The sequence below is a fragment of the Chitinophagales bacterium genome, assembly GCA_017303415.1.
In the GTDB taxonomy this organism is placed as follows: domain Bacteria; phylum Bacteroidota; class Bacteroidia; order Chitinophagales; family Chitinophagaceae; genus SpSt-398.
Genome location: JAFLBJ010000002.1, coordinates 58,139 through 76,122 on the forward strand (window position 1 = coordinate 58,139; position 17,984 = coordinate 76,122).

The window sequence follows — 17,984 nt, forward strand, 5'->3', positions numbered from 1 at the left end:
CGATATTATTTCAATGGCTCAAGGGCACATTCCACTTTGATATTGACCGTATTGGATATCTTGTCACTTACCACAGAAGGAATACTTACTTTATAATCTGACAGCAATACCTGGAAGGTTGCGAGGATATTGACCTTGCCTCCTTTTACACTCACTTTGCCGCTGGTCTCTACATCCCTGGTTTCTCCATGCATGGTAAGTTTGCCTTTTACTTTGGCGGTGTATTCTCCATCCTTGGCATAATTGATATCGCTGTTGTTGGAAACCATGCCTTTGAACTCCGCTTTTGGGAACTTATGGCTTTCCACATAATTTTCATTGAAGTGTTCCTGCATCAACGCTCTTTTAAATTCAAAACCTTTCATCTGAACCGCAAACTGCATATTGCCCGTTTTGCTATCTACTACACAGGTTGTACTGCTATTGGTGGCTTCGATCTTTTCGAGAGGTGATTTGGTACATTCAAAAAATATGGTACCGGTCTTGGTAAAATATTTATCCTGCGCCAGCAGTTGGATCGTGCTAAAGGCTACAATGGCCAGGGTGAAAAGGATCTTTTTCATGATTGTTGTTTTGTGGTTAAAAAAGTTGTCTAATTCATAATGAGTACACAGCGGGAAAGAAATACATCAGCACCCAGCAATTCGTCACTGTTAAAACCAGTAACAACACCTCTTACCCGGGCCGGGGTACCGGCACGCAGGTTTGCAAGGTCATTTACATGGGTCGAGTCAATAGCGCATTGAACGGAGGACATATCCTCCGCGGAGGCCTGGAGTACCAGGGTCATTTTGCCACGCTCATCTTTGTTGATGGATTTCACCGTTCCGGTGACATCAATGACATACTCTTCTTTTGGAAGGTATTTTTGATTGGCTGCGGTCTCGTTGCTGGTAAATTCCTGCACCAGTTTTTCTGCTTCAATGGTCAGCGCGGGTTTTACTTTCGTGAGGTCCTTGTTTCCTTTGGTGTACACTTTGTACCCGTAGAAGGCCCCGGCGGCAACAACCAGGCCGATGATCGTGAACAGAATGGTTCTTTTCTTCATGGTGGTTCATTTTAATTATTGGGAGCTCCGGCATCTACCCAGGCTTTTATTTTCTGGATGGTACAGGCATTCACTTTATTACCCCCCTGTGGCATGGGGCTGAACCCTCCGCTGTAATTGATGGAACCATAAAGACTTCCATTCAAGGCGGATGTTCGAACGGCTGAATAGGTATCCAGTGCGATATTGCCTGAGGCAAAAGAAGCACTATGACAACTTACGCACTGAGCCTGCATCAATGGGGCAACCGTATTCGAGTAGGTCACTCCGGTGGTGTCACAAGGCGTATTATTCATCTGGTAGAGCTCTGCTTCGATGTCGTAATAACAACCAGCCATGGTCATCATTCCCAGGATCCCGAGTAGGGCGACCGATTTTCTTCCGATTTTCATATTGTGATTTTTCAAGAATTCATTGTTCATTTAATTATTTGGCGCGCCCGCATCGATCCATTTTTTAAACTGGGTAAGTTGGCAGTCGCTTAGTCCTGTACCTGCAGGAGGCATAGGGGCAAATCCAGGATCTTTATGAATCGAACCCCATAGTTTACCATTGTCTGCCGCCGCTTTCACTCCATTATATGTACTTAGGTCAATACCACCACCTGCTGCGGATCCCGTATGGCAATCCTGGCACTGAGCGGTGATCAATGGTTTGATTGCTCCTGAAAAGGTAAACAGGGAAGAATCACAGGCACTGCTGCAGGAATTGTTCTTGGCTCCTTGCTGAATCCATTTGGTGATCAGGTTGATCTGGTCCTGCGGCATTTTTGGATCGGGAGGCGGGGGCATCCGGTCACCAAGGTTATTGGTAACGATCACACTCAGTAGTTTGCTTCCACCCGGATTATTGGGCTTCACGATCTTCATGATGCCCGTATAGGTGGTGAGGTTCAGCCCTTCCACATGTGAAGCGGCATCATGGCAACCACTTTTGGCGCAATTGGAAACAATTAAAGGAAGGATCTGCTGTTGGAAATAAACGGAATCGGGGCTGCAGGGTTGGGTTCCACCGGTTGTGCCACCTCCTGTACCACCACCGTCTGTCGGATTAGGGTAGAGTATCTCATGTTTACAGGCCCAAAGCGTTACGATTACAGCAATGGCCGCAACAAGAGAACGCGCAAGGTTCATCTTTCGCATAATAATTGGTTGTTTAGGTTAAAAGGGCTCTTTGGTGGAAAAGAGAATTCTTCCCAAATAGCAGCTTGGGTTGTAGATTGGTGTCCGCCGGAGTTTATGATGTAACCACTTTCCGCGTTTTTTTTCTGATTATTTTTTAAGTCAACAACCAAGCCAGATTTAGCATACAAAAACGCCCTAAATGTCTTTTAATCCAGTGCGCTATATATGTATATGGCATGCCACTAAAACAAAAAAGATGCTGTTATCTTTTAGTTACAGCATCATTTTTATCTTGATGATTAAAATAATTGAAAGCCTAAGAAACCCCGGAGCCGGGTTCCACTTTATTCTCTGTATGCAGAAAATGCAATTTGCCTGTTTTATCCTCTGCCATCAGGATCATTCCCTGGCTTTCGATGCCGCGCATTTTTCGCGGAGCGAGGTTGGCAACTACGGTCACTTGTTTACCAACGATCTCTTCTGGTGTAAAATGCATCGCAATTCCTGAAACGATGGTGCGGGTCTCGGTACCCATATCCACCTGAAGTTTTAACAATTTATCTGCTTTTTCAACCTTTTCGGCAGCGATGATGGTTCCGATACGAAGGTCCAGTTTGGCAAAATCATCATACTGGATCTCGGATTTGGCAACGGGTGCTGTTGTTTCTTTTTTCTCATCCACTTTTTTGACTTGAATGGTTTGTGCAGGGGGAGGGGTGGAGTGGGCTTTTAACTTTTCCACTTGGGCCTTGATCTCTTCATCTTCGACCTTCCGGAATAAAAGTTCTGGTGCCCGCAGGGTGTACCCCACGCTAAGCAATTTAACGGACCCGGCGTTTTTCCAATCCAGCATCTTGTCCACCACTTTCATCATATGACACATGCGGGAGGCTGTGTTGGGCAGGAAGGGATTGATAAGTATGGCGAGATTGGCCGTTAACTGAAGACAGTAATGCAGACAGTTATCGATCAATAATTGCTGATCGGGATTTTCACTGATCGTCTTGGCCAGGATCCAGGGTTCTTTCTTCTGCATGTATTGATTGCCCTTTCGACTCAGATCGATTACTTCAAATAGCGCTTCCCGGAATTTATATTGTTCCAACAATCCTTCTACCCGTTCTTTGGTAGCCTTGATGTCATTTTCCAAATCTTTGTCCAGGTCATCTGCCTTTTCTGCATGATAGCGGGGTACTTTACCGCCACATAGTTTGTGCATCAATACCCAGGTACGGTTGACAAAATTGCCATAAATGCTCACCAGTTCACTGTTCACGGCATCCTGAAAACCTTTCCAGGTAAACTCGCTGTCCTTGGTCTCCGGCGCGATCTGTGTAAGATAATATCGGAGCATATCCACACACTGGCCACCCCCGTTTTCCTTCTTTACAAAATCCTGGATATAGTCACGCATATCGAGTTTCCAGTTGCGACTGGTGCTCATTTTATCGCCTTCCAGGTTAAGGAATTCATTGGCCGGCACATTATCCGGTAAAATATTTCCATGCAACTGAAGCATGATGGGGAATATGATGCAATGGAAAACGATATTGTCTTTTCCAATAAAGTGCACCAGTTTGGTGTCCTTATCGTACCAATAAGGTTTCCAATCCTTCTCATTGTCGATGGCCCATTGTTTTGTCGCACTGATATACCCGATCGGGGCATCAAACCATACATACAGTACTTTCCCATCTACGGCCTCTGTTGTAGCCTCAGTTCCTGCCGAAACAGGAACGCGAATACCCCAATCAAGGTCGCGGGTTACCGCACGTGATTGCAGCCCCCCATCGATCCAGCTTTTACATTGACCAGTCACGGTTCCACGCCAATCATCTTTATGGTCTTCAATTATCCATTGCCGTAAAAATGCCTCATGTTTTCCCAGCGGGAGATACCAATGGGTGGTTTTTTTCTTGATCGGGGGTTGGCCGCTCAGCGTGCTAACCGGATTGATCAGTTCATCGGGGCTCAGGGTGCTGCCACAATTTTCACATTGATCACCATAGGCCCGGTCGCTTCCGCAAACGGGACAGGTACCCTTAATATAGCGGTCAGCTAAAAAGGTCTTGGCCGATTCATCAAAGTATTGTTCGGTCTCTTTGGTTTCCAGTTCTCCTCTTTCGTTCAGGTATTGGAAAAATTCCTGAGCGGTCTCATGATGGAGCGGGTCACTGGTCCGATGGTAGATGTCAAAGGAAATGTTCAGATCGGCAAAATCTTCCTTCATCGCCTCATGGTACTTGTCAATAATGGCGCGGGGAGTAGTGCCTTCCTTCATGGCCTGGATGGGGATGGCTGTGCCGTGTTCATCACTGCCACAGACAAAAACCACGTCCCTTTTTTGAGCCCTTAGATAGCGGACATAGATATCGGCCGGAATATAAGCCCCCGCCAGATGACCGATGTGTTTCAATCCATTGGCATAGGGCAGGGCAGAGGTAATGAGGTATCTTTTCGGAGTGTTCATTTGCGTGGCAAAAATACGGGATTCCCGGGAGGTGGATGTTGGATGTTGGATGACGGAGGACAGATGACGGATGACGGATGTTGGATGATGGATGTTGGATGGCGGAGGCTTGCTGTGCGAGACCTCTGGTCTCGCACGCATCTCCCGTCGCCTCTGGCGACAGAAATTGATTATTTTTCTAGATTTGCAATAATTTCTTATTCGAGTCGCCAGAGGCGACAAGACAATCGTGCGAGACCAGAGGTCTCGCACAGCAAGCCTCCGCCATCCAACATCCAACATCCGTCATCCGTCATCTTTCCTCCGTCCTCCGTCATCCAAAATCCCACATCCAACCTCCCCACTTCACTTCCTCCGCTGCGCAAACATCCACTTCAAATATTCCGGCTCGGCAAAAGCATTATCCCAGCTATTGTGGTTTACACCGGGGTATTCGGAGTATTTGACGGTGGCCTTAAGCGCTTTGAGTCGCTCTACCATATCGCGGGAGAGTTTGACATCCACTACGGCATCTGCCGCGCCATGAAAGACCCAGAATGGGATCTTAGCCTGTTTTTTTGAATAACTATTGGGATCGCCACCACCACAAATCGGTAAGGCAGCGGCATAGAGATCGGGGTTGCGGTAAACGGATTCAAATGTACCCATGCCGCCCATGGAAAGACCAGTGATGTAGACGCGTTTTTCATCAACCGATCCTTCTTTGATCAGCGAGCGCACCAGCGCATTGGCTGCAGCCTGGGGCCATACCGGAGCAGAGCCATAGGCAAAATCTAACTTAATGGGTTGTTTGCTGCGATCTACATTTACGGTGCCCCAAAAGGACTCCTCAGGGCATTGGGGGAATACAACGATCGCTGGGAAGTTCTTTCTGTTTTCTTCATTCAGAAAAAGCCGGCTGCCGTGTATCAATTGTTTCTCATTGTCTTTTCCCCGCTCACCTGCTCCATGCAGGAAAAGGATCATGGGGTATTTCTTCTTTGGATCATAATTTTCCGGATATAGAATGCGATAAGGAAGCACCTGCCCTTCGGCAAACTTGAATTCTTTTCGTTCATAGGCCACCAGAGCGGGATCAAACTCTTTTTTCTTCATATAACCCATCTGGTCCATCCATTCGCCTAAGCGCTCGATCCAATGGTCAGAAGGCATGTTTTGTTTCCGCATACCAAATCCATGTCCGCCTTTGGCATACATATGGATCTCGGCGGTGTTTCCGGCTTTCAACCAGCGGTTATAAAGATCTACGCTATGCGGGGCGAGCCCAAGACCATCATCACTGGCAGCCACCACAAACATAGGAGGTGCCCCTTTTTTCACTTCACCCTGCATGCCATCGGGGAAATAGGGATAAACCGGTACGATAAAATCGGGACGGTTCCATTCATTATTCCCAAAAGCAGCGGAAGTGGTAACGGTTCCCCCGGCGGAAAAACCAATAATACCAATACGATCCTTATACACGCCAAATGCGGCGGCATGCTGACGTACATACGCGATGGCAGCTTTTCCATCGGCTATCGAAAGCGGAATTACTTTTCCGGTTTCATCCTCAAATTCTTTCTTTCCCATTTTAGCGGCCACTTCAGCCGTGGGATCATTTCCCATGGTCTTGGCCAGCCGGTATTTTAATACAAAACAGGTAACCCCTTTCTTAGCCAGCCATTTGGCCACATCATATCCTTCACTATTGATGGAGAGGGCATAAAAAGCACCACCCGGACAAATGATTGCCGCTGTACCATTGGCCTTGCCTTTCTCGGGACTAAACACCGTAAGGGTGGGATTGCTTACATTATATACCACCTTGGTCTGCCACATATTGTTGTCATTCTCGGCCTCTGTCCAATTCCATGTTTCCGAGCCCGGTGCGGGTCCTTCATATAATTTGATCACTTGGTCCTGCGCGATGCTGGAGAGTGCTCCCGCAAAAAGGAGGAAGAGTAGGCATAAGCGTTTCATATGGAAAACTTTTGGTGAAGGTATAACTATGATTAAAATCCACGTAAAGGATTTTCTTTTTGATTCAGTTCCTTTATCGGTTGCTGGGGTGACATCACCTTATGGCATTTTTGGACAATGATGTTCTTTTCCAATTGGAAGGAAGCAGTAGAACGGATATTCTCAGAGGAGCTGCCGATCTTTATTGTATATGTTCCTCCTTCGGCTACCCAGGCTGCCGCATCGGTATGATAGGAAGCAAGTTCTTCCGGGGTAAGCGTTAAGGTGATCACCTGTTTCTCACCGGGTTTAAGCAATCGTGTTTTGGCAAATCCTTTCAATTCCAGGGCTGGTTTTTCCAACACGCCCGATGGAGCACTGAGGTAAAGCTGTACCACCTCTTTACCGGCCATTTTACCTGTATTGGTCACTTCTACCGTGGCCGTGATCCTGCCTGAAAAATTTTTCGCACTCAATTTTACAGGAGACCATTTAAACTGGGTATAGGATAATCCATGACCAAAGGCATAGGCGGGTTTCACCTGAAAACTGGTGAAATAGCGATACCCTACATAGATTCCTTCCTGATACACCACTTCCGATGGGAAACCAAGCGGAAAGCCCGCAGGGCTCATCACGATCTCATTGGAGAGGTTACGGCCAGGGAAATTCCTGGAGGAAGGCAGGTCGTCATAGTTCGCCGGGAAAGTGGTGGTCAGGCGCCCGGAGGGCGTTACCTTTCCGGAAACAAGATCAGCTACCGCATTTCCAGATTCCTGGCCACCCTGCCAGGCCAGCAAGATCGCATCTGCTTTATTACGCCAGGCCGTTACATCAATCACCCCACCGGTATTGATGATCACCACTACTTTTTTCCCCTTGGCATGAAAAGCTGTTGAGACCCGGTCGATCAGCTCCAATTCAGCGTCAGAGAGAAAATAGTCGTTTTCTTTTTTTCTGTCCTGAAACTCGCCTGCGTTTCTCCCGATCGTGATAAAAGCTATGCTGTTCTTTTCTGCAGCAGATTTCAGAGCTGCTTCGGATGGGCTCATTTCAGGAATGGGGGCCTGTAATTCAAAAAAGAATTTCTTGGGGGGAAGTTTGGCCTTTTCTTGTTTTATAAATTTTTCATACTGCGCCAAAAGTGATGGATCCATCATAAAGCCAGCATTTTTTAAACCATCTACCAGCGAAACCGTATACGCTTCATTCACATCACCGGATCCGGTACCCCCTGAAATAAAATCATAGGAGGTATTGCCAAAGGCGGCGATGGATTTATTTTCTCCAAGGGGAAGTGTCATGCCTTCATTTTTCAATAACACCATACCCTCCGCCGCAGCTGTGCGCGCTATCAGGGCATGCGCCTTGAGATCGGGTTTATTGGAAAAGGAAACCTTGTTATACGATACAGAACCCAGCAATACATTCAGAATCCGCTCCACATTCAGGTCCAATACCTTTTCATCCAGTTTTCCTTCTTTCACAGCTGTCAGAATAGCTTTCATCTGATCAGGCGTACCCGGCATCAGGATTTCATTGCCCGCTTTCATTTGCGCAATGGCATCCGTTCCGCCAAACCAATCGGTCATTACAAATCCTTTAAACCCCCATTCCTGGCGAAGGATGGTTGTCAGCAAAGCAGGGTCTTCAGAAGTGTAAACACCATTGATCTTGTTATAGGAACTCATCACCGTCCAGGGTTGGGATTTTTTAACTGCGATCTCAAACCCACGGAGATAAATTTCACGCAATGCTCTTTCACTCAGTATGGTATTGACCAGGTTGCGGTTGGTTTCCTGGTTATTGCCGGCAAAATGTTTGATCGAGGTGCCTACTCCATTTGATTCAATACCATTGACCATGGCGGCCGTAATATGCCCCGAAACAAAAGGGTCTTCGGAATAGTATTCAAAATTGCGTCCACCCAGTGGATTGCGGTGGATATTCAATGCCGGCGCGAGGATGACATCCACCCCGTACTCCTTGACTTCTTCGCCCATTGCAATACCTACTTTTTGAACCAGCTCTGTATCCCAGGTGGAGGCCAACAGGGTGCCAACGGGAAAGGCGGTAGCGAAATATGTCTGCCCTGGTTCATTTTCACGCGTAGGGTTGATCCTCAATCCTGCAGGACCATCCGCCAGCACCGCATTGGGAATGCCCAACCGGGGAATAGAGAAAGTGGTGCCCGCTGCACCAGCCACCTTATCCAGTGTTTGCCCCACAACCGGGGCCCCGGAATTGATGAGTCCGGGTATATTCATACCCATGCCCACAACAAACTGTGCTTTTTCTTCCAGTGTCATTTTTGATACCAGTTCCCGTGCTTTGACCGAATGATCCTGGGCCAAAGAGGAGAATAGAAAAAAGCAAAAGGTAAGGGAGAGAAGGAGTTGTTTCATATAGCAACATATTTATCACCCAAAGGTCAGTCTACCCTTTTAGGAAGCCATTTGATAATTATCAATAAATTCAGCGGTGTGCTCGGATACGGCTTAAGGTTTCAGGCGTAATGCCGAGAAAGGAAGCGATATAGGTGAGGGGTACGCGGTGGAGCAATTCGGGTTGTGTCTCTAACAGGCGGTCGTATCGCTGTTGTGCCGTTTCAAATTGAATGGAATCCATTCGGTATTGCGAAAGGATCAGCGAAAGCGTCATCATTTTCCGGAAAAGGGTCTCCACTTCATGAAAACGGGCAGCCATACCCGTCAGATCATCATAATGTATCCCCATGATCTCGGAAGCTTCCAGGGTTTGTATCTGTAGCCGGCTTGGGGTGCGTTCAAAGAAACTTAGGATCGAAAGACAAAACGTTCCGTCCATGGCGATCCATTCGGTGATCTCTTTTCCATTCTTGAAATAGAAGATGCGGAGAATGCCTTTTTTAACAAAAAAAATATGATCGCAAACCGCATTTTCCTTCACCATAAAATGATCCCGGGGTACCGACCAGCCTGACCAGGCACGAAGAAATTCTTCCCGGGTTTCCTCCGACAAGGGAGAAATTTTATTTATGGCGATATCCAGGTCTGTCAAGGTCAAGGGAATTTTTTATTTCTCGCAGCTACGCAAAGATAGAACGCCCGCAGCGATCGCTGCTTCTTTGCAGACGCAACGGGAAACTTAAAAACATGGTATCTCTTTTGATAAATTATAAAATTTTCTTGCTACTAAAATGATCTGACTTGAAAGATAAAAAACTTTGTAACTTTTCCCCTGAATTTCACCCATGGATCGAAAAAAATTCCTGACTGGTTCAGCGGCTTTGTTGTCTTTCCCGCTCACTTCATTTTCTGCCTCCCATGAGCCGGAAGAAGATCTGCCGCCTGTTATCCCTCATTACCTGAAGTCCGGCGACCTGATCGGCATTACCGCCCCGGCCGGGTTTATGATGGAAGAGGAGATGCGGCCCGCTATTCAGCAGATTGAAAGCTGGGGCTACAGGATCCGGTTAGGTACAACCATCGGGAAAAAGGACTTCACCTTTGCGGGAACTGATAAAGAAAGAGCAGACGATTTTCAACAAATGCTGGATGACCCGGAGGTCAAAGCGATCCTTTGTGCCCGGGGGGGATATGGTGCCGTACGCATCATTGATCAGTTGAAATGGGAAACATTTAAGAAACACCCGAAATGGATCATCGGGTTTAGTGATGTCACGGTTTTTCATTCCCATATAAACCGTAACCTGGGTTTTGCCACCATCCATTCAAAAATGACCAATAGTTTTCCAGAGGAGTGGAGCAAAGCCGAGCCGATTCAGATAGAGACCATTCTTTCCATACAAAAGGCCCTGGGTGGAGAGAAAATGGAATACATTACCGGCCCCCATTCAGCCAACCGGTTGGGCAAAGCCGAAGGCGTATTGGTAGGTGGTAACCTGAAAACGATCGAAAGCCTGGCAGGGAGCCGGTCTGATCTGCGTACAACCGGAAAGATCCTGTTTGTGGAAGATACCGGGGAATACCTGTATAGTATTGACCGTATGTTCTGGAACCTGAAACGAAGCAATAAGTTATCCGGTCTCAAAGGACTGATCATTGGTGGGTTTAAGATCAAAAAAGATGATGGGGGAGATGAGTTTGGGAAAACACTGGAAGAAATTGTGATGGAAAAAGTAAAGGAGTATGCCTATCCTGTTTGTTTTGATTTTCCGGTAGGGCATCAGAAAAATAACTTTGCACTCAAATGCGGAGTCGTGCACGAACTTGTCGTTGGGGAAGAAGGATGCAGATTAAAGGAGTTGTCTGGGAGGAAATAAGGTACAGTAATCTCTTACCCTTTTTTTATATTTTTTATTCTCTCCCTACTCTCCACCCAGCCCAACTACCTTTCCATCCACCACATCAATACTCAGCGCCGCAGGTTCTGCATTCAATCCTGGCATACGCACCATTTCGCCGCATACCGCCACAATAAATCCGGCACCGGCATTTACCATTAATTCATCAATGCTGATCGTAAATCCTTCATAGGTATGAATATCCTCTGGCGTATCGGTAAATGAATACTGTGTTTTGGCAATACAAACCGGCAGGTGGGCATACCCCGATTTTTCGATCCGTTTTAATTGATGCCTTGCTTTTTTATCCAGGTAAATATCCTTGCCGCCGTATATACGCTGTACCACTTTTTTCAATTTGGTTTCTACCGCATCACTCAGCGCATAGGTATGCTGTACCGGGGCAGCCGGTTCTGTGGTCAGTGATACGATCATTTTCGCGGCTTCAGTAGAACCTTCAGGCCCTTTGGCAAAACCTTCCGTAAATGAAAATGGAACCTGAAATTTCCGGCATCCTTCACGGATCACCTCGATCTCTTCCTCGGTATCGCTGGCAAACCGGTTGAGCACCACTAATACCTTTTGCCCAAAGCTGCGCAGGATATGTATATGACGCTCCAGGTTGCGCAGCCCTTTTTTTACAGCAGCCGGATCGGGAGTGGACAGGTTTTTGGGGGAAGTTTCCCCATGCAGTTTGAGGGATTGCCCGGTTACTACCAATATACTCAAAGCGGGATTGAGACCGGCAATGCGGCATTTTATATTGAAGAATTTTTCGGCGCCAAGATCACTGCCAAATCCGGCTTCTGTAAGCACATAGTCACCCAACTGAAGCGCGGTGCGGGTTGCCAGCAGGGAATTGCATCCATGCGCAATATTGGCAAATGGTCCACCGTGTACCAGTGCGGGGGTGCCCGATTGTGTTTGTACCAGGTTTGGAAGTATCGCATCTTTCATCAGTGCAGTGATAGCGCCACCTACGGCGATATCACGTGTAGTGAGTGGGGTATCGCCTGCGGTAAAACCAAGCAGGATGTCATTGATCCTTTTTTTCAGGTCATCCAGATCAGATGATAAACAGAGAATGGCCATCAATTCAGAGGCCGGCGTAATATCAAATCCGGTTTCCGCAGGCAAACCATTCTTTCCTCCATGAAGCCCCGTGATGATAAACCGCAGGGAACGATCATTTACATCCAGTACCCGCCGCCAATAGGTTTCCCTGAGTTCACGCGCGGTGCCTTGTTGATGAAAGTTGTAGTTATCCAATAAGGCAGCGAGCATATTGTTGGCCGCTGATACCGCGTGAAAGTCACCGGTGAAATGGAGGTTGATCTCGTCAGCAGGAAATAGTTGTGAGCGCCCCGCACCTGTACCCACTCCTTTCATTCCAAAACAGGGGCCCAGGGAAGGTTCCCGAAGCGCGAGGATGGCTTTTTTACCTATATGGTTCAATCCATCCGCGAGACTGATCGATGTAGTGGTCTTCCCATTCCCTGCCTTGGTAGGTGTGATCGAGGTAACAAGGATCAATTTGCCGGCAGGTATTTTGTCTTTTGGTAAGGGATGGATCTTGGCCTTGTACCGGCCAAAGCTGGTATATTGTTCATCCTGAAGGCCAAGCTCACGGGCCAGGTCCTGAATGGGTTGGATAGCTCCTTTCATATGGCTGTTAATAAATTCGTACAAATCTATCCGTTATTGACCCGGACGCGCTTGATTTCAGAAATGACGGATTATGATAACGATCATATTCTTACCTTGCGATTCAACGAAAAAGGCAATTTCCATGATCAAATACCCTCCTTACCTTCAAAAAGGCGATACGATCGGGATCCTCTGCCCCGCCGGGTACATGGCCGCTGAACGTGTGGCCGAATGTATCCGGGTTCTTACCGAAGAATGGGGTTTCCAGGTAAAAGTGGGAAAGACCGTTGGCGGAGATTCAGCAACCTATTTTTCGGGTACAGACGAAGAACGTTTCAATGACCTGCAACAAATGCTCGATGATGATTCCATCCGGGCCATTCTCTGCGCCCGGGGCGGATATGGGATGGGAAGGATCATTGATCAACTTAATTTCAAACGATTCAAAAAGAACCCCAAATGGATCATCGGGTTTAGTGATATCACCGTCCTGCATGCACATATTTACTCAAATCATTACATAGCCACCCTGCATGGCCCCATGGCCAATGCATTCAATGATGGTGGATTTATCAATGACTATGTACAATCCCTGCGGGCGGTTTTGCAGGGCGAAAAGATCCGCTACCAATGCGAACCGCATGAACTGAACCGAAAAGGGGAGGGGATCGGTGAACTGATTGGTGGGAACCTGGCCTTGCTGGCCCATGTGATCGGGACGGAGTCAGATATCAAAACCCGTGGACGAATACTCTTTCTGGAAGATGTGGGAGAGTACCTCTATAATATTGACCGGATGATGTACCAGTTAAAGCGAAGCGGCAAACTTTCAAAACTCGCCGGACTCATCATTGGGGGTTTTACCGACAGTAAAGATACCGAACGTCCCTTTGGCAAATCAGCCTACCAGATCATTGAAGAACATGTTCGTGAGTACGATTACCCCGTTTGTTATGGCTTTCCGGTCAGCCATGAAAAAGAGAATTACGCGCTAAAGGTCGGCGTAGGTTACAAACTCCGCGTCACCAGATCGCGGGTCTTCCTCGAAGAATAATCGTTGTGTCCTTTGTGCCTCCTTTGTGCCCTTCATGCCTCCTTTGTGTCCTTCGTGCCTCCTTTGTGTCCTTCGTGCCTCCTTTGTGTCCTTCGTGTCCTCCTACGCAAGACGGGCGTAGGAGGACACGAAGGGCACAAAGGAGGCACAAAGGACACAATGAAATCAATTAGTTTTGTAGGCTAATAGATAAACTCTATACAAATGACCTTCACACAACTGGAGTATGTCCTCGCCGTTTTTCGTCACCGTCACTTTGCCGCCGCCGCTGCTGATTGTTTTGTAACTCAGCCTACGCTCAGTATGCAGATACACAAACTCGAGGTTGATCTGGGCATAAAGATCTTTGACCGAAGTAAACAACCCGTAATCCCCACCGAACTCGGTATGGAGTTTATCAACCACGCCCTTCGTATCATGGAAGAGCGCGATGGACTGATTGAAATGGTCAACCACCGTAAAGGAATCGTGGCCGGGGAATTAAAGATCGGGATCATTCCCACCCTGGCACCTTACCTGCTGCCCTTGTTTGTAAAAGAGTTTACCACGCAATACCCCGAGGTGAGATTGGTAGTAAATGAAATGATGACGGATATCATTGTGCAACGTTTGCGGGAAGGGAAGATCGATGCCGGTATTCTGGTAACCCCATTGATGGAGCAGGGGATACGGGAAGATCTGTTGTTTTATGAAGAATTGGTGGTGTATGTTTCCAAGAACAACCAGGCCTATGAAAAACAATATGTACTCGCCAGGGATATTGATCCCAACAAACTTTGGTTACTCGAGGAAGGGCACTGCTTCCGGTCGCAGATCATGAACCTCTGTGAATTGCAGAAGGCCAGCAAGCTCGGACACCGGTTTGAGTACGAGGCAGGAAGTATTGAAACCCTTCGCCGCATGGTGGAGATCAATGACGGGATCACCATATTGCCCGAGCTTTCCACCATTGATCTTCCTGCCCGGCAACAACAAATGATCCGGCAGTTTCGTAAACCCGTTCCCATGCGTCAGGTAAGTCTCGTTGTTCACCGGGATTTTATCAAGAAAAAATTATTGGATATCCTTAAGCGGGAGATCATTGCCGCCGTACCGGAGAAAATAAAGCGAAACAGCGCGAAGAATGTGGTGCCCGTAGGCATATAATTTTTCTCACAGTTCCGAAGGTTCGGGAAACGGAATTCACGGAAGAACCATTCTGTACTTTCTCTGTATTCCGGGGGTGTTATTTTCTATCCATTGCATTTCCCAAAGCTTTCACTGTTGTTTCAAACTCAAACAGATCATTGTGCTTTCCCCCTCTAATGGTAACAAATGTATCACCTGGTTTTAAAACCTCTTTTAACCGAACAGCATTGGAATAGGTCACCACCCGGTCTTTAGTGCCATGCAGAATGGTAATCGGGCACTTGGTTCTTGCCAGATATTCGTGGGTTGGAATCTGATAGTGTAATAAGGAATGTACGGGGTAAATAGGGAGATAATGCTTTACCACCGAAGGGAAATCATAATAAGGAGTCTCCAGGATCAATTGCTGACAGGTATTCCGCGAAGTCAGATAGGCAGCGATTCCGGTACCCATGCTTTTTCCATACACAATGATCTGCTGGCTGGGAAACCGGCTCAGGGCAAACCGGTAAAGTACTTCGGCCCATTGATATAATGTTTGCTCGCTCAGTTTGCCTGTGCTTTTTCCATAACCCGGATAATCGATCATCCATACCTCATATCCTTCACGGGTAAAATAAGGGGCATAGTTCGCGTACCAGCTTATGTTTTTCTTGTTTCCATGAAAATAAAGCACCACACCCCTGGTAGCTGTATCGGTACTGGTGAACTGGACAATGTTCATGGTCGATTTTTCATTGATCGGCAGGTTGATCTCTTTGTGTGGCTGGGGGAAATTGTAGGTATGTTCTTTTTTCAGGCTTACCGGATGAAAGAGGATACGGTCTTGCAAGAGGTATAATAAAGCCCCGCCCACCACATAAACAAAAACGGTAATGCGGAGGTATTTGAGGATCTTTTTCCAATTCCATTTCATGCAGCAAAGGTAGGCGTTTGGTATGTGTAAGGTCTCCCGCTATGCCTGTAAAAAGCAACGGGCGCCGCGATTCTTTGATCCTGGCGCCCGCTGCGGGAAATCTGAAATTTTAGAATCTGTTGAAGTAATTCCTCAATTGGTTATTCGCCTTGGCCTGAATATCGTTCAAAACACAATTGATCATTTCACGATCAGAAGGTGGGTTTTCTGGACGAATGCGGATCAATTTGCGATCATTCTCACTCAGGGCACGCTCATCACCGGTATAGGTGGTGAATTCAGTGGCCCAGTCATAGGCACCGGAAACATGATCTGACCAGATTCGGCGACCTTCTCCATCGCGGACAAGGATGGTCATGCTTCCGTCGGCCGACAAAGTACGACGGTTCAGGGTCAGGATGGCTTTTACCTTTGCATATTCTTTTACCACCGAGTCGGGACGGTAAACGGTTTCTTTTACTACAATATCCTTACTAACCTCACGTCTATCCTCCACGTTGCGCATGCGCCCGGATTGCAGGGTGTTCAACCTCAGTTCCACTACCTGATCGGGTACGATATTCAAACCACGGGCTTCGGCACGACTGTAGTATTTAACAAACAGGTTCGAGCTGTTGTATTTCAGGTTCCGAAGGATCTGTTCATCCAGGTCATAGCGATCGGCCATATTATAGGAACTGAACCTGAAACCATCCAGGCCATCATCCATTGGCAGCACTACCACCCGGGTAAGGGCATTTTCATATGCTTCCTCTTTCGCATCCAGAAGTTCAAGGTCACCCCGGCGATATCCCAGTGCTTTTTCCAGATCAAAGTAGGCATCTTTGAAACTTTCCCTGGTACCCATATCCATCCGGCGATAGGCACGGTCACGATAGGCATCTGCGGTTTTATCCGCATAGGTCACCAGGTAAGCGGAGTAATCAGTCGGCTCCACCACATTCATTACTTCGGGGGAATGATAGATGGCATCGTATAAGCGTTGCAGACTGGCATATTCCCGGTAGATCGCTTCGTATTTCATTTCGCTTTGTCCGGCTGACAAGGCTTGAATACGGCTTTCGTGGTCATTCACGGCAAAGCGATAGGCATTCTGTATCACGTGGACCAGTTCCGCGTCACCTGGCTTTTTTTGCAATTTCTTTGCAGCCAGTTCAACAGCCTCATCGTAATTACCTTGCTGGTACATTTTCGATGCACTCTTGCAGCCCACCAGGGCCACCATCATCGAAACCAATAAGAAGTAGGGGTAAAATTTCTGTTTCATAAGCCCTCCGTTTTTAGTGTGACGGCAAAAGGAGGGCCGGGTTACGTTGAGGCGCGTTAAGTAAAAGCTAAAGGTCGTGAGGCGTGAGACGTGAGGCGTGAGGGGTGAGACGTGAGACGTGAGACGTGAGACGTGAGGGGTGAATAGTGAATAGTGAATTGTGAATAGTCAATAGTGAGTTCGCCAATTCACTATTCACGTCTCACGTCTCACGCCTCACGTCTCACCCCTCCCGCCTAAAGTCATTCCTTCAAAATATCCCGCACAAACCCGTGGTATTCGTCAAAAAACGGCAGGTTATTATGCCCGCCACCTTCAATGCGGATGAGGGTGATCTTTCGGGGGTTTGTTTTTTGCAGGTTTTCACTATGCCGTATCGGGATCAGCCAGTCACGCGTACCATGGATGATATAGGTATGGCATTTCACCGCTTTGATCCATCGGTCGGTACGCAGGTGAAAACGGAGTACATAACGCACCGGTAAAAAGGGGAGGAAACGTTGGACCACTTTTTTAAAACTATAATACGGAGCATCCAGGATCAGGAACCGGGGGTTATTATCGGAGGCCAGTTTGGTTGCAAATCCACTCCCCATGCTCCGGCCATAGATGATCAGGTGCGTTTCCGCATATTTTGACAGGAGGTCATTGTAAACGAACTGCATGTCGTTGAGCATGTCCTTCTCGCTGCGCTTGCCTGTACTTTTTCCAAACCCACGATAGTCCACCAATACCACATCATAATTATACCGGTAAAAATCACGCGCATATTTTGCCCAACCCTTGATGCTTCGCGTATTTCCATGAAAATAGAGGAGTAAACCCAATGGTTTTTCCCGGTAAAAATGAAGGGCGTTTATACTTACACCTTGGGAGGGTTCAAAGAAATATTCCCGAAAAGGGATATCATATTTGAATTCAAAATCCTTTCGGAGCTTCTCGGGTTTGAAAATGAATTTTTCCTGTAAAAAATAGGCCAGTACCGACAGGACGATAATACCAAGCAGGATGTATAGAAGGAGGGGAGGCAAGGTGGTTGGTGGTTGTTAAGTGTTGGATGTTGGATGTTGGATGTTGGATGTTGGATGTTGGATGTTGGATGTA

Annotated in this window: 15 protein-coding genes; 3 read left to right on the forward strand and 12 right to left on the reverse strand. The window is 47.2% G+C overall.

Annotated features, from left to right (window positions below; genetic code table 11):
* Window positions 1-5: 5 nt before the first annotated feature.
* From J0M30_14005 to J0M30_14040, 8 genes are all read right to left on the reverse strand, one after another.
* Window positions 6-563 (reverse strand): YceI family protein, encoded by a 558-nt coding sequence (locus tag J0M30_14005; protein ID MBN8668609.1) that lies wholly within the window; start codon window positions 561-563, stop codon window positions 6-8.
* Window positions 564-592: 29 nt separating this feature from the next.
* On the reverse strand, window positions 593-1,048 hold the full coding sequence (locus J0M30_14010; GenBank protein ID MBN8668610.1) for a hypothetical protein: 456 nt from the start codon (window positions 1,046-1,048) through the stop codon (window positions 593-595).
* Window positions 1,049-1,059: 11 nt separating this feature from the next.
* The gene (locus J0M30_14015) at window positions 1,060-1,440 is read right to left on the reverse strand and encodes a hypothetical protein (GenBank protein ID MBN8668611.1); all 381 of its coding nucleotides are present in this window, start codon (window positions 1,438-1,440) and stop codon (window positions 1,060-1,062) included.
* 30 nt (window positions 1,441-1,470) lie between these two features.
* The gene (locus tag J0M30_14020; protein MBN8668612.1) at window positions 1,471-2,190 is read right to left on the reverse strand and encodes a hypothetical protein; all 720 of its coding nucleotides are present in this window, start codon (window positions 2,188-2,190) and stop codon (window positions 1,471-1,473) included.
* Between the two features lie 298 nt (window positions 2,191-2,488).
* On the reverse strand, window positions 2,489-4,642 hold the full coding sequence (metG, locus tag J0M30_14025) for a methionine--tRNA ligase (GenBank protein MBN8668613.1): 2,154 nt from the start codon (window positions 4,640-4,642) through the stop codon (window positions 2,489-2,491).
* Window positions 4,643-4,987: 345 nt separating this feature from the next.
* Complete coding sequence (locus J0M30_14030; protein ID MBN8668614.1) at window positions 4,988-6,604, reverse strand: dienelactone hydrolase family protein; 1,617 nt, start codon at window positions 6,602-6,604, stop codon at window positions 4,988-4,990.
* Window positions 6,605-6,636: 32 nt separating this feature from the next.
* Window positions 6,637-8,988, reverse strand: coding sequence for a glycoside hydrolase family 3 C-terminal domain-containing protein (locus J0M30_14035; GenBank protein MBN8668615.1), 2,352 nt, complete (start codon window positions 8,986-8,988; stop codon window positions 6,637-6,639).
* Between the two features lie 70 nt (window positions 8,989-9,058).
* Window positions 9,059-9,628, reverse strand: coding sequence for a Crp/Fnr family transcriptional regulator (locus tag J0M30_14040; GenBank protein ID MBN8668616.1), 570 nt, complete (start codon window positions 9,626-9,628; stop codon window positions 9,059-9,061).
* A 187-nt stretch (window positions 9,629-9,815) separates the two neighbouring features.
* Here J0M30_14040 and J0M30_14045 point away from each other — a divergent pair, with 187 nt between their 5' ends.
* Entirely contained in the window at window positions 9,816-10,847 is a 1,032-nt protein-coding gene (locus J0M30_14045) for an LD-carboxypeptidase (protein ID MBN8668617.1), read from the forward strand.
* A 45-nt stretch (window positions 10,848-10,892) separates the two neighbouring features.
* Here the strand turns inward: J0M30_14045 and J0M30_14050 are convergent, their stop codons facing one another.
* Window positions 10,893-12,533, reverse strand: a complete 1,641-nt coding sequence (locus tag J0M30_14050; protein MBN8668618.1) for a formate--tetrahydrofolate ligase — start codon at window positions 12,531-12,533, stop codon at window positions 10,893-10,895.
* Between the two features lie 124 nt (window positions 12,534-12,657).
* Here J0M30_14050 and J0M30_14055 point away from each other — a divergent pair, with 124 nt between their 5' ends.
* Together J0M30_14055 and J0M30_14060 are read left to right on the forward strand one after the other, a co-directional pair.
* Window positions 12,658-13,569 (forward strand): LD-carboxypeptidase, encoded by a 912-nt coding sequence (locus tag J0M30_14055; GenBank protein MBN8668619.1) that lies wholly within the window; start codon window positions 12,658-12,660, stop codon window positions 13,567-13,569.
* A 204-nt stretch (window positions 13,570-13,773) separates the two neighbouring features.
* Window positions 13,774-14,715, forward strand: a complete 942-nt coding sequence (locus J0M30_14060; protein ID MBN8668620.1) for a LysR family transcriptional regulator — start codon at window positions 13,774-13,776, stop codon at window positions 14,713-14,715.
* 79 nt (window positions 14,716-14,794) lie between these two features.
* Here the strand turns inward: J0M30_14060 and J0M30_14065 are convergent, their stop codons facing one another.
* From J0M30_14065 to J0M30_14075, 3 genes are all read right to left on the reverse strand, one after another.
* A complete protein-coding gene (locus tag J0M30_14065; GenBank protein MBN8668621.1) occupies window positions 14,795-15,613 on the reverse strand; it encodes an alpha/beta fold hydrolase in 819 nt (272 codons plus the stop codon).
* A 109-nt stretch (window positions 15,614-15,722) separates the two neighbouring features.
* Window positions 15,723-16,880, reverse strand: a complete 1,158-nt coding sequence (locus tag J0M30_14070) for a hypothetical protein (protein MBN8668622.1) — start codon at window positions 16,878-16,880, stop codon at window positions 15,723-15,725.
* Window positions 16,881-17,122: 242 nt separating this feature from the next.
* Window positions 17,123-17,911, reverse strand: a complete 789-nt coding sequence (locus J0M30_14075; GenBank protein MBN8668623.1) for an alpha/beta fold hydrolase — start codon at window positions 17,909-17,911, stop codon at window positions 17,123-17,125.
* Window positions 17,912-17,984 lie beyond the last annotated feature (73 nt).

Bases quoted from the DNA above. Each gene is read 5' to 3' on its own strand.
- J0M30_14005 (MBN8668609.1), bottom strand. From the start codon at position 563: ATGAAAAAGATCCTTTTCACCCTGGCCATTGTAGCCTTTAGCACGATC.
- J0M30_14010 (MBN8668610.1), bottom strand. From the start codon at position 1,048: ATGAAGAAAAGAACCATTCTGTTCACGATCATCGGCCTGGTTGTTGCC.
- J0M30_14015 (MBN8668611.1), bottom strand. From the start codon at position 1,440: ATGAAAATCGGAAGAAAATCGGTCGCCCTACTCGGGATCCTGGGAATG.
- J0M30_14020 (MBN8668612.1), bottom strand. From the start codon at position 2,190: ATGCGAAAGATGAACCTTGCGCGTTCTCTTGTTGCGGCCATTGCTGTA.
- metG (MBN8668613.1), bottom strand. From the start codon at position 4,642: ATGAACACTCCGAAAAGATACCTCATTACCTCTGCCCTGCCCTATGCC.
- J0M30_14030 (MBN8668614.1), bottom strand. From the start codon at position 6,604: ATGAAACGCTTATGCCTACTCTTCCTCCTTTTTGCGGGAGCACTCTCC.
- J0M30_14035 (MBN8668615.1), bottom strand. From the start codon at position 8,988: ATGAAACAACTCCTTCTCTCCCTTACCTTTTGCTTTTTTCTATTCTCC.
- J0M30_14045 (MBN8668617.1), top strand. From the start codon at position 9,816: ATGGATCGAAAAAAATTCCTGACTGGTTCAGCGGCTTTGTTGTCTTTC.
- J0M30_14050 (MBN8668618.1), bottom strand. From the start codon at position 12,533: ATGAAAGGAGCTATCCAACCCATTCAGGACCTGGCCCGTGAGCTTGGC.
- J0M30_14055 (MBN8668619.1), top strand. From the start codon at position 12,658: ATGATCAAATACCCTCCTTACCTTCAAAAAGGCGATACGATCGGGATC.
- J0M30_14060 (MBN8668620.1), top strand. From the start codon at position 13,774: ATGACCTTCACACAACTGGAGTATGTCCTCGCCGTTTTTCGTCACCGT.
- J0M30_14065 (MBN8668621.1), bottom strand. From the start codon at position 15,613: ATGAAATGGAATTGGAAAAAGATCCTCAAATACCTCCGCATTACCGTT.
- J0M30_14070 (MBN8668622.1), bottom strand. From the start codon at position 16,880: ATGAAACAGAAATTTTACCCCTACTTCTTATTGGTTTCGATGATGGTG.